This is a genomic window from Coxiella-like endosymbiont of Rhipicephalus sanguineus, from assembly GCF_018687865.1.
On record NZ_NIQB01000008.1, the window covers coordinates 67,565 to 79,502 of the forward strand.

Consider the following 11,938-nt stretch of genomic DNA (forward strand, 5'->3'; position numbering starts at 1 on the left):
ATTAATTTAGAGCAGTATTATTTTAATAATTCCTGAAAAATTGGAGCCACTAATGTGGGCTCATGAAAATTAATAATTTTGCGACTTACATTGACAGCTAAAGCAAAAGTGACATTTCGCTCTATAACATGAGCCACCAACACCCCGTATCCTAAATTATTACCAGCGCTCCACACCACATCGCCCCACCGTCGAAACCTTGTCTTATATAGTCCTAGACCATAAAAGTCTTGATCTTCACGAGGACTCGCCTTGAAGTCTACTGGAACTCCATCAAATAATTGCTTAAGAGAGCCCCTTAAAATTCGCCCTTCTAACAACATTCGCATCCAACGAATAAGATCATTGGTGTTGGATAAGCTAGCCGCCCCGGCCAATCCATTAAAATTATAAGCACCGGTAACATCGTATACTTGCAATTCGCGATTATCATTGTAAGTTACTACAGGCTGATTACTAAAACTACTGGCGTAAGGATGGGAAATAGGTAAATAACCATGCGCCAATTGAGGCAATAAATCTTCCTCCAGTACACCGTAAGAGCAATAATGCGTCGATTTTAAATTTACGGAATCAAATAATTCTCGCATTTGCTGTGAAGATTTACGACCCGTTGCAGCCTCTAAAACTAAACCAGCAATAATATAATTAGTTGCAGAATCACTTAAAATTCCTCGAAAAGGTAATAAATATCCTAAGCGATATCGTACATTGGAACCTGTAATTAAATCTAAATAGCTTTCAGCTTGCCAAACCTTCTGGGGTTTGGCAGCAAATGCTTTTTGATAGGCCACAGTTTCATCATAAGACGGAAGACCCGAGGTGTTATTCAGCAGTTCTCGCAAAGTTACAGGTTTTAGGTAAGGATAGAGATCGACGATGAGCTTTAAACGGCCACCATCCAGGAGATGTTGATTACTTAAAAGAGCCAATGGCGAATCTAAGTCCAATACACCTTCCTCAACTCGCTTCAAAATAAGAGCGGCAGTAAACATTCGAGTAATTTTCCCACTTTGGAAAATATGTTCCGCAGAAAGAAGTTCGCGAGTTTCTACGTTAGCGTAACCTGCGCAATAATGGCGGATACAATTTCCCGTTTTACAAACACTTAAGATCACTCCAGGTAAATTATTCTTAATGATATCGATTGATTTCATACAAGAACTATACCGGATTTAAAGAAAAATCCAAAGATACTCCTTAATCGTAAGTAAAGTATCGTTAAAGAATTATCTTGTACCCGCAGCAGAAATTAAGGATTTCTCAAATCGAACGAAATACGAATAAGCGATGGGAACCACAATGAGAGAGAAAAAAGTACCGAACAATAAACCACCTACGATCACCCAGCCGATCTGATGTCGACCAATAGAACCTGCTCCTGTGGCTAAGGCCAAAGGAAGTGCACCAAATACCATACCCATTGTTGTCATTAAGATAGGTCGCAATCGAATTGTCGTGCCTTCAATAATAGCATCTGAGGTAGCTACACCTTGTTTGCGTAAATCATTTATAAATTGCGTAATCAAAATTCCATGTTTACTAATCATACCAATTAATGTAACTAACCCAATCTGGGAGTAAATACTAAAAGTTCCACCGGCTAACTTTAATGACAACAATCCCCCCACGATGCTCAAAGGAACAGCTAATAAAATAATCAAGGGATCAATAAAACTCCCAAATTGAGCCGACAACATCAAATAAATCAAAATAAATGACATAATAACAATGCCAACAATGCTTTGGGATGATTCTAAAAATTGCGCTGCTTTTCCTGAAAAGGCAGCATGTACGTTTGAGATTAATACTGTAAGCAAATGAGCTTTAATATAATTAATTACCTGATTTTCGCAATATCCTGGCGAAAGACGAGCAGAAATAGTTCCCGAACGAAAACGATCATAATGCGTGAAATTCCCCTGTCCCACAGTTGGAGTCAAATTAATTAAACTTGAGACGGGAATCATATTTTCTTTATTACGAGATGAGGGGGGCGCACTGCTTCGCACATACAGCTTTCTAAGTGCATTAAAATTGGATAGATCATCCTTTTGCATTTGAACGATAACTTCATAGCTCTTATTACCTGCTTGAACATCGGTCCAATGATTCCCACTCATCATCGCGCTTACCGTATCCGCAATATCTTGAATGTTTACACCCAGTACCGCTGCTAGATCACGTTTGATAGTAATGGCATATTGCTGAGTATCATATTTCAAATTGGTATGGACATTCATTACTCCAGGATATTGCTTTAAAATTTTAACCATCTTATTAATCGGGTCGAGTAAATCCATGTAATCCCCACCTGTCATAAAATTTAAATTGATATCATTTCCTTCTAATCCATAATTAACAATATCTGGAATATAAGCCGTTGTATCGATTCCCGGTATTGCTCCTAATTTTGGATTTAAGTCGGCGATCACTTCCTCAGTAGTTTCTTTTCGTTCACCCCACGGTTTTAAGGTAACGCGAATATTTACGCTGCTAGTGGATACTTGACTAATAACACTGGCAACAGCAGGGTTCTGCTTAATAATATGTTCAATCTGTTCAGCATATTGATCGGTATAATTTAAACTAGCACCGGAAGGTGAAGTCACACTTACCTGAATTAAACCAATATCTTCTTTTGGTATTAATTCCGAAGGTAAGCTAATAAAAAGCAGATAACCTAAGCCTGCAATAAATATCAAAGCAATGACAAAGAATCGACGCTTGCTTAAAGCAAATTTCAAGAGACGTTGATAATGATTTGCCAGTTGAAAAAATAAGCGATCAATGATTACGACTAATCGACTATCGTGAGTATGCACCAATAATATTCTCGAGCACATCATTGGTGATAAGGTCAATGCAACAAAGGCTGAAATAATTACCGCAGCAGCCAACGTAAATGCAAATTCTTTAAATAACTCTGCCGTAAATCCCTGAACAAACCCAATGGGTGCATATACAGCCACCAACGTGAGAGCCATTGCAATAACAGGGAAAGTAATTTCACGACTCCCTTTAATCGCTGCTTGCATTGGTGTCATTCCCTCTTCTATGTGACGATGAATATTTTCCAACATCACAATAGCGTCATCTACAACCAAACCAATGGCCAATACAATACCAAGCAATGACATGGTATTTATGGTGAAACCTAATAATGCAATAAAAGCAAACACCCCAATTAAACTAACGGGAATAGTTATAATGGGAATACTTGCCGCCCTTGCTGAACCCAAAAATAAAAATACGACGAGAATAACTAAAATAACCGCTTCACCCATCGTATAAAACGTTTCTTCTATTGCAGATTTTAAAAACGTAGAGGGATCATAATTCACGCTTGCTTGCATTCCCGGCGGTAAACTCTCCTGAATCTGGATCATGGCTTGTTTTACTTCATGAGCCACTATAATTGGGTTGGCTTCTTGCAAGGGTTCAATTAAGACTTCAATACCATTTTGACCATTAATTCGCATAGGTGCTTGATATAAACTACGATAGCCTAGCTCCACATGGCCAATATCGTTTAAGCGAACCGTACCGCCATCGGTGTGTTTAATTATTATATTGCCGAAAGCAGCCGCATTTTTTAATTGAGTATGCGACACAATACTGAAATTTCGTTTAGGTTCTTGGATGGAGCCGGCAGGAAAATAAATATTATTGGCGGTCAGCGCATTTTTGACATCAGTCACAGTCACTTGATAAGCAACCATTTTTGAAGCATCCAACCATATACGCATGGCATAATCGCTTGCGCCTAAAATATCAACCTCGCCCATACCGGGCAATTGCCGCAAAGCAGGTTGAACCGTGCGTTCTACATAATCTCGAATATCAGCGGATGATTTTTGAGGATCAATAAACCCCACTCCTAAAACTGGACTCCCTTTGCTTCCTACCGTAATGGTCGAGGGATTAGCATCGGGAGGCAATTTATCACGAATACCAAATACTTTATCTCTAACGGCGTTAGCTTCTTCTTCAAAGTTGCCTCCCAGACGAAATAAAACAGTCACATAACTACTACCCGAATAACTTGTTGAATTAATAGCAGCCACATGATCAACGCCCAATAGCGCATTCTCAATTTGAGTCGTGACCTGGCTCTCCATCAACTCGGCACTTGCACCTTCATAAGAAGTAGCCACTGTCACTGTCGGTAGTTGTAATTTAGGAAAAAAACGCAGCTCAAGACGTTGGAATGAAACAATTCCCAAAACAACTAAAATTAAGCTTAAAACAATGGCCAAGACAGGCTGACTAATGCAAATTTCAGACAATTTCATTTCAAAACTATTACTACTCAAATTACTTGATAAATTACGCCTCTTGCTTCACGACTCTCACGACACTTCCATCGTCTAATTTTTGCTGTCCTGCCACTACTATGGTATCTCCAATTTTCAAACCACTTAACACTTGTGCCTGATTATCCAACCGGGCACCGATTTTGATATATATCTGCGCTACTTTATCGCCCATCACCTTATAAACATAATATCCCTTTACGTCGGCTTGAATAGCTTCTTCTGGAACCACAGCTGTATTTTTAGCAACCGAAATTTGATGAGAAACATGCACAAACATACCCGGTGACAATAATTTCATATCATTGGGGACTAATGCTTGGATAGAGATTGAATGTGTATCGGAATTAACTGTTGGTGAAATGAAACTTACTGTGCCATAAAAAACTTTTTTAGGATAAGTGCTGCTAGTGATAGTAATCAGCTGATCTAACTTCAATTCAGGCAAAAAATTTTCGGGCAATTGATAGTCCGCTCGTAACTGGGAGGTGTTTATTAAAGTAACTAAGGGATCTCCAGCTTTAACGTAATCTCCTATTTGGACATGAAAAACACCCAATACGCCAGAAAACGGTGCGGTTGTAATCTTTTGATTTAAGGCAGCTAACTTACTTTTTACCACCGCTTCCTTACTTTCCATATCTGCTTGCAAGGTAGCTAATTCCTGTTGAGAAATCGCCTGATTTAACAATAGCTTGGAACGCTCATATTTGGTGCGAGCTAATTTCATGGCAGTTACCGCTGACTGACAATCGGCTTGTGCTTGCACATTATCGAGCTCCACAATAGGCATTCCTTGATCCACTTCTTGACCGCTTTCAAAATGAATTCCTGCTATTCGTCCGTCTGATTCGGCGCTAATTGTGACGACTCGCACCCCAGACAAACTGCCTAACGCACTAACAGCATTGGGAATATCGGCCGTTTTGACTTGAGTCACATCCACCAAAAGAGGCTGTGGCCTTACAGACACAGGCTTAGTAGCTCGAGCCCACATAGAGCTAAACAAGAAATAAATGCCAACAATGAAGACAAGACTCAAGAAGAAGCTGGATTTCCAGTATTTATACATGAACAATACTCATTTTACTGTCGCGACATCGAGTCGCTGAGTATAATTGGATTTACGTCTCACTTCCATTTCCTTATCTGGGTTCTAACACCCAACCTTAGACCGAAATTCAATGAACCAAGGAGGCTACGAAGAATCAAGATCATATCACGTTTTTAATCTTTATTAAGGTTATTGAAGTATATTGGTATATTGCTCAATCTCATTTTCGTTGTTTCTCTAATCAACAAGCAAAAAAGAAATACCTTGAAAAAGTAAAAAAAGTAAAAAAAGTAAAAAAAGTAAAAAAGTAAAAACCAATTTGTAAAAACCAATTTATTTAGAAGGGACTAATCAAATTGTTGGAGAGTTACCTACCCCGTACCCACCAAAATCTACAGGAATAGAGAGCAAATGGTATGACTTTACTTCGACATCGACAATTGCTCTTGCGAATAGCAAAAAATAAGGAATTGATGTGAGCGTTAAGACAAATAATGGGTAACAATCCCTCTGATATGTATCGATTACTTAATCAATATGGCAAAAAACTTATTTCTCTTTTTAACATATATCTCTTTTTAACAAAGATATTTAGAAATAGTTTTAAAGATAACCAAACAAATACTGCTACAAAAAGTAATAACTCTACTCCTTTTCCACCATTAAATACAAGCCTAAATCCTTTATTTTTAGAATTTATTAATAACCCAGGTCCTAAATTTACAAAATACCATAGAAACCCAAGTAGAAAACGAAATGCATCATGATGAACTTAGGGAAGAAGAAACAACTGAAAACGATATGAGTTATGAAGAACTTATGTGTAATCTCGTTGCTGATGAGCAATTAAAAAAAGCGGCTGAAGAAAATACCCAAGCATCTTCTTGTCATCCTTATGCCTTATTAGAATTAACGGCTGAAGCCACTGCAGAAGAAATCGCTGCCACTTCATTATCATTATTGGCAGAGGCAGCGCCCGCTGAGAACGAAAAGCCAAGCTATACATTTTATTTTGCGAACGTGCTGCAGCGCTCAGTGCAATCGCAGTTGCTCTTAAAAAGAAGGGATCAAACCCGGAGAAGAATTAATATCTCACCTCTCAAAAGAAATAAATGCTGGACATCAGATCCGCACAGTATTTAGGAAAATGAAGTTCATTTCTTTTAAATAGTACCTCATTCTTCACAGAATTGAATTTTACGTATTATCTTTTTTCTAAACTCAGCCGGATAGTAAGATTCGATAAAAATTTCATTTCTATTTTTTTTGGAGTTCAAATAGAGCTCAAATTGCCTACAAATCATTTCAACTATAATACAAATACAAATTTCTAGAAAATCAAAATTCCTTAAAGCGTTGAGGATAAAATTGAAAGCGTTGAGGATAAAATTGCTTGTGATTACTCAGGAACTTAGGATGACAATATTCATAGATAGACTTTAATCATCAAAAAAGTCGTCTGGTTGAATGAGATATTCTCTAATTTCATCTTTAGGAATAGCCTGTCGCAAAATATAAACAACAGGTGTATATAATCGCAATACTTCTAAAACCACTGCTTGAATATAAGTTAGTTTTTCAAAATCTCAATAATTTAGCAAGGAGATTAGAACAAACTGCCACCACTTCTTCAGAAATTTTCTGACGAGTGTTCGGATTTGAGATAATAAAACCAGAGTCCCCAAAAGAGCAGCTACACTGGTAAGATACCCAACCATATAAAACACTACATGATTTCGAACTAAGATAAACTTTGAAGAATCCTCGTTAGTAATAGAATATGAATGTAGTAGAGTTCCTAATAAATTATCATAATCTCTATGACGATATAACCTCTCAAGAACTACCCTATTAGCAGAAGCTCGTGCAAATTTAATATCATATTGATATTGAAATTTTTCTTAGTGGATAAAATCCATCGCAGCTGTGTGATAGCCATATTTTTATCTCTAATCATATTTAAAATTTTAAGAATACGTTTTACCAATGTTTCAATATTGATATCAATATCATGGGAAAGAGTATCTTTTACAATTGTAATATTTAAAACTAGCCGGTCCATTTCCTCATCAAAAAATCATATTCGAGCTGCCAATCAAGCTTTTCTCTCAATTAATCAACATTATTTTACATTTAGCAGAAATTGTTTCGATATATTGATTAAAATAAACTTTGCTATCAAAAAGTTTTTTTGAGTCCTCGGTCTTTTTCTATTAAGCGACGTTATTCATTGTTAACAAATTATCCTTATCTATAAAAAAAAGGTTCTAATTTTACCAAATAAGGATTCTTTCGATAATTATCCCGATTATTTATTAAAATATTCTCAACAAAGTCAGGATTATAAACATAATAATGATTGTCCATGATAATATTTATAAAAAATATCTCTATATTTATCCTATAATTTTTTAAAATAAGTTTAATAATCCTTTTGAAAGTGTAAAAAAAAGAGTAATGTTGGATCCTTAACCGTAGGAACAGAAGCCATATTTTTTCTTTTACATAAATTAAATTACCAACGGAAGAGGTTTTCCCGAGTGTGTAAACTCTTCAATATAAACTTTATCAAAGGATACCCTCGCTTTCTCTAGCATCGATTTAACCGCATTTTAACCACATTCTCGTACGATTTGGGACCATAGATAAAAAATTAGCCTTGGGATCTTGTACAATTAATCCTTGAACATTCAATTCTCTAATATGCCCTTTTTGTCTAGTAATTCTTAAAAAGATTTAGATTTAGTCATAATGTTTTGTCCATTGCTTTAATTCCTCCCGAAAAATTAAATTAATAGGCTGCGATATGGATTAATCAATATGTGATCTTCGTTCACCTTGACTTTTAATTAATTTACGAGCAAAGGCAATGGTGAGCGTAACACCAACGCCAGCCATAAAACAAAGAGCTAGATCTTTTTTTCGCCCTGAAAGATCAAAGAACCTTGAGGTTCGAAAATTCGTAAAACTGTTTTAATTTCAGCGTACGAGAAAAGTCAAGGAGAAAAAATCAAATTTTTTATGTTTCACTGTAATCTCATAAAAATCTTTATTTTCTGAGACAGAAATTAATGTATAAAGACGTGTAATCATAAGCCCGTTAATATTGGCTTCTACAACTACAAGTTGTCCCGCATCAAAAGAACGAATTTTCCATGTGTTATAATTGCTAATTTTTAATCTCTTCATTATGTTTTATGACATTGATAATTTTAACATACGTCCAACTCCCCTAACCCAATAACTTTTTAATTTTAGGATGACAACTGCTGCATACAGTCCCTGATACGGTTTTTTTTGAAATTGCATCTAAAGTAATTACTCTCTGTGTGATCGGATCTTGAATAACTCGATACTTCATTTGCATACATTCACACAATATATCACTCTGTACGAGAGACACATCAGTCGCATTCAACTGATCCGTTTTAAAAAAATGCTGTAGTTCATCTGAAGTAAACAAAGACATTTCATATACCAATCGAAAAACTTGGTCAAGATCATCCCACTGGCCCACACTCACTAACTTATTATCAGCTAATTCAATCTCACTCCATTGACTTTCTGTCCCTTGGAATGATTCTTTGCGGGATTTCCTTAATTCCCAAATAATAAATCGCAAAAATATCGGTACCAATCACTCGAGAGGCTATAATGATCTCATCGTTTAGTTTTCGAATGGTTATGGTGATCGTGAGGTGCTCTAAAAAACTGCTGATATTAAGCTACTAAACCAACAGATAGAACTTCATACAAACCAGTCTGAGAATTAATGAGATTTTTTTAAATTAGTTTTTTGATAAAATTTAGAATGTTTTTGCATCAATAACTAACTGCCACTGTCACATCTGTTGCAGCAATAGCTATTCCTAAACGTGAGGTTTTTTCAATAACACCTAACTCACCAAAAAAATTACCCAGGATTAATTAATGGTCTCGATATTACTCGGCCTTCACCCTTAAGAAATTATATTTCTACCGTGCTGTTTAATAAATAATAAACTTTGTCAATAAACTTTGTCGGATTTATCTCCTTCTCTAAAAAAGACTTCTCTCTTTGAAAAATGCTGGATGCACTTAAAAATCGACATTGCTAATTTTTGTGTGCCTTCCTTCCTCTTGAAGTTGCTTAGTAAATTTAAATATTAATTGTTTCTGCCCCTATTCTTTTAATAATTCCTTTAATTTTGAATTAGTTTTGAGAAATTGTCGAAAAACAGAATGTGAAATAGTAAAAGTTTTCACTACTTTATTAAAAGTTCTAGCACTGACATTGCGCCTAATTAGTTTTGCTGTCAATAAAGCCTGCTCTCCAAAATAATCATCCACTTCTATACGAGCCAGCACTATTTCATTTCCTTTCTTACTCATAGGTGAAAATCCGCATTGCCCCAGAAATATTGCCCCAGAAATAATTATATGATTTGATCTCCCAAATCACCTTCCTTTAGAGCTTATTTTCTGTAATAACGGTTTTAATATCCTCAGCTAAGATCCTCAGCTATAACAATTCCTGTCAACAATGATGATTATAAATTCAAAATGAACACTTCCGTATCTTCTCTCTGACCATTTTGTGCAGGATAATAATTTTTCCGAATTCTAATTTTAATGGCCCTTATTTTTTTTATAAAAATCAATAGCCACTTCATTACTAACTTGCACTTCTAATAAAATACGAGTAGCTAAACGTACTCTAGTAAAATCCATCGCTTGAATCAACAAACATTCAGCAAACTTTCTTCTTTGATGTTGAGGTTTTACAGCAATATTCATCAATTGGCATTAATTAGCATTCGGCGTGTTGTAATAATATTACAATAAAACTAAAGACTTTATTATCGTATCCCAAAATCCACCCGAAATACTGATCTTTCAAACAATCACGATTTTTTTCAGACCAAGGATACGGCATACTGATTTTTGCGATTTCAACGAGATCCTTAATATATTTGCTCCGTGAGAGAATGGATTTTCATTCTCTCATCAACTTTATGGCTGTTTTTAAGTCGCTCCATGTTTGAACTTTTAACGCTGTATTTTGCAATAAATCTGCTGGAGAATAGCTTCTAATTATTTGCATTTGCGATTGCTTCGCGGAATTAATTAAATAGGTGACCCGAGAACCTAATAAAATGACACATTCCACTAATTCACTGGACTCCCAGGGACCCGTTTGAAGACCACCTCTAACTTGCTTTTTCGTAGCTTTTGCAATTTTTTCTACTAATTGAGCCTCTGCCTCATTTAGCAATACCGCATCAGCCAGCAAAACACCAACTTGGTGATTCTGAGAGTCCAATAAATCATACCTGTAGTATTCAAATAAAACCGACGTTCGAAAACGCCAGACATCAATACCCATCAACGGCAAATAATGTCTCACAACTTAATTTTACTCATCCACTTAATATCAATACCTTATCCTACCATAAGAGGATTAAATTCGCCTTCTCTTAATGAAATTCTTAGAGTAACACTCAAAGTATGAAGATCCTGACCGCGGGAGCTTCATTTATCAAAGTCACCTCTTATGCTAAGATAGCCCCGCATTATGATAAAGAAGATCATTTATGATAAAGAAAATCATTAAAGTTGTTTTGCCTCTTTCGCTCATTGCCATTCTGCTTATCAGCGGTTATTTTTACTGGCGCCATGAAAAGCGTTATCCCAGTACGGACGATGCCTACATTCAGGGAAATGTAATTAATATCGCTCCTAAAATCAGTGGCACTATTGCTAAGGTGTACGTTCGTAACCACCAGCACGTCCAGAAAAATCAACCTCTCTTTGATATTGATCCAGCTCCATTCACCATCGAGCTTATCAAATCTAGTGCACAGCTCGATGAGACCAAACAGAAAATTCAAGCCGCTGATATGGCTGTACAATCAGCCAAAGCAGTAGTAGCCGAAAGGAAAGCGGAACTTATTCATGCTCGTCTTGTTACCCATCGTATGTTGGCTTTAATGAAAAAACAATTTGTTTCCCGCGCAGACGGCGACCTTGCCATTAAAAATTTAGATGTAGCCAAAGCCGCATTAACCGCAGCCAAAAACCAACTGCAAGAATTAATTGAGAAACGGGGACAAATTGATGATAAAAATGCTCAATTGCGATTAGCCAAGGCAGCCATAAAAAATCGCGCCTCGATTTAGAATACACCCATATTGTTGCTCCAGCCGATGGCTTCATAGCTAATTTTAACTTGCGGCGAGGCGATAATGTTAACTCTTATCAAGTTTTATTCGCCTTAATCGAAGATAAAGTTTGGTGGGCCACGGCTAATTTTAAAGAAACGCAACTTGAAAATATTCGATCCGGTCAATCAGCCACCATTAAAATTGATATGTATCCTGATCAAGTTTTTCTTGGGCACGTTGCGAGCATTAGCGAAGATAGTGGAACGAGCTTTTCCTTACTGCCCCCGGAAAATGCTAGCGGCAATTGGGTTAAGGTGACTCAACGGTTTCCTGTAAAAATCATTATTACCGATCGAAAACCTAATTATCCTCTCCGCTTAGGAGCAAGCAGCACTGTTACTATTGACACAACTGCCGTTCACTAA

The 11,938-nt window shown here is 36.4% G+C and carries 11 protein-coding genes and 1 pseudogene; 3 read left to right on the forward strand and 9 right to left on the reverse strand.

Annotated elements, in window-relative coordinates; translation table 11 throughout:
- Positions 1 to 17: 17 nt before the first annotated feature.
- The 3 genes from B1F79_RS00880 to B1F79_RS00890 form a co-directional block, all read right to left on the reverse strand.
- Entirely contained in the window at positions 18 to 1,157 is a 1,140-nt protein-coding gene (locus tag B1F79_RS00880) for a serine hydrolase domain-containing protein (RefSeq protein ID WP_251365611.1), read from the reverse strand.
- A 72-nt stretch (positions 1,158 to 1,229) separates the two neighbouring features.
- Positions 1,230 to 4,295 carry an efflux RND transporter permease subunit gene (locus tag B1F79_RS00885; protein WP_251365612.1) on the reverse strand — a complete coding sequence of 1,022 codons (3,066 nt, stop codon included), beginning with the start codon at positions 4,293 to 4,295 and terminating at the stop codon, positions 1,230 to 1,232.
- A 34-nt stretch (positions 4,296 to 4,329) separates the two neighbouring features.
- Positions 4,330 to 5,388, reverse strand: coding sequence for an efflux RND transporter periplasmic adaptor subunit (locus tag B1F79_RS00890; RefSeq protein ID WP_251365613.1), 1,059 nt, complete (start codon positions 5,386 to 5,388; stop codon positions 4,330 to 4,332).
- Positions 5,389 to 6,126: 738 nt separating this feature from the next.
- On the opposite strand from B1F79_RS00890, the gene B1F79_RS00895 reads away from it, so the two are divergent.
- Positions 6,127 to 6,513, forward strand: coding sequence for a hypothetical protein (locus tag B1F79_RS00895; RefSeq protein WP_251365614.1), 387 nt, complete (start codon positions 6,127 to 6,129; stop codon positions 6,511 to 6,513).
- 296 nt (positions 6,514 to 6,809) lie between these two features.
- On the opposite strand, the pseudogene B1F79_RS00900 reads toward B1F79_RS00895, so the two are convergent.
- The 6 genes and pseudogenes from B1F79_RS00900 to B1F79_RS00925 form a co-directional block, all read right to left on the reverse strand.
- Positions 6,810 to 6,944, reverse strand: a pseudogene (locus B1F79_RS00900) (hypothetical protein); the annotation flags it as partial.
- Between the two features lie 1,405 nt (positions 6,945 to 8,349).
- A complete protein-coding gene (locus tag B1F79_RS00905) occupies positions 8,350 to 8,559 on the reverse strand; it encodes an FAD-binding oxidoreductase (RefSeq protein WP_251365616.1) in 210 nt (69 codons plus the stop codon).
- 43 nt (positions 8,560 to 8,602) lie between these two features.
- Positions 8,603 to 8,992: a (2Fe-2S)-binding protein gene (locus tag B1F79_RS00910; RefSeq protein ID WP_251365617.1), complete on the reverse strand. Its 390-nt coding sequence runs from the start codon at positions 8,990 to 8,992 to the stop codon at positions 8,603 to 8,605.
- A 539-nt stretch (positions 8,993 to 9,531) separates the two neighbouring features.
- The gene (locus B1F79_RS00915) at positions 9,532 to 9,741 is read right to left on the reverse strand and encodes a cyclic nucleotide-binding domain-containing protein (RefSeq protein ID WP_251365618.1); all 210 of its coding nucleotides are present in this window, start codon (positions 9,739 to 9,741) and stop codon (positions 9,532 to 9,534) included.
- A gap of 237 nt (positions 9,742 to 9,978) precedes the next feature.
- On the reverse strand, positions 9,979 to 10,146 hold the full coding sequence (locus tag B1F79_RS00920; protein ID WP_251365619.1) for a GNAT family N-acetyltransferase: 168 nt from the start codon (positions 10,144 to 10,146) through the stop codon (positions 9,979 to 9,981).
- A gap of 199 nt (positions 10,147 to 10,345) precedes the next feature.
- The gene (locus tag B1F79_RS00925; RefSeq protein WP_251365620.1) at positions 10,346 to 10,735 is read right to left on the reverse strand and encodes a hypothetical protein; all 390 of its coding nucleotides are present in this window, start codon (positions 10,733 to 10,735) and stop codon (positions 10,346 to 10,348) included.
- 208 nt (positions 10,736 to 10,943) lie between these two features.
- On the opposite strand from B1F79_RS00925, the gene B1F79_RS00930 reads away from it, so the two are divergent.
- On the forward strand, positions 10,944 to 11,528 hold the full coding sequence (locus B1F79_RS00930; protein ID WP_251365621.1) for an HlyD family secretion protein: 585 nt from the start codon (positions 10,944 to 10,946) through the stop codon (positions 11,526 to 11,528).
- A 50-nt stretch (positions 11,529 to 11,578) separates the two neighbouring features.
- Positions 11,579 to 11,938, forward strand: a complete 360-nt coding sequence (locus B1F79_RS00935) for an HlyD family secretion protein (protein WP_251365622.1) — start codon at positions 11,579 to 11,581, stop codon at positions 11,936 to 11,938.

Bases quoted from the DNA above. Each gene is read 5' to 3' on its own strand.
- B1F79_RS00895 (WP_251365614.1), top strand. From the start codon at position 6,127: ATGCATCATGATGAACTTAGGGAAGAAGAAACAACTGAAAACGATATG.
- B1F79_RS00925 (WP_251365620.1), bottom strand. From the start codon at position 10,735: ATGGGTATTGATGTCTGGCGTTTTCGAACGTCGGTTTTATTTGAATAC.
- B1F79_RS00890 (WP_251365613.1), bottom strand. From the start codon at position 5,388: ATGTATAAATACTGGAAATCCAGCTTCTTCTTGAGTCTTGTCTTCATT.
- B1F79_RS00885 (WP_251365612.1), bottom strand. From the start codon at position 4,295: ATGAAATTGTCTGAAATTTGCATTAGTCAGCCTGTCTTGGCCATTGTT.
- B1F79_RS00920 (WP_251365619.1), bottom strand. From the start codon at position 10,146: ATGAATATTGCTGTAAAACCTCAACATCAAAGAAGAAAGTTTGCTGAA.
- B1F79_RS00915 (WP_251365618.1), bottom strand. From the start codon at position 9,741: ATGAGTAAGAAAGGAAATGAAATAGTGCTGGCTCGTATAGAAGTGGAT.
- B1F79_RS00930 (WP_251365621.1), top strand. From the start codon at position 10,944: ATGATAAAGAAAATCATTAAAGTTGTTTTGCCTCTTTCGCTCATTGCC.
- B1F79_RS00905 (WP_251365616.1), bottom strand. From the start codon at position 8,559: ATGAAGAGATTAAAAATTAGCAATTATAACACATGGAAAATTCGTTCT.
- B1F79_RS00880 (WP_251365611.1), bottom strand. From the start codon at position 1,157: ATGAAATCAATCGATATCATTAAGAATAATTTACCTGGAGTGATCTTA.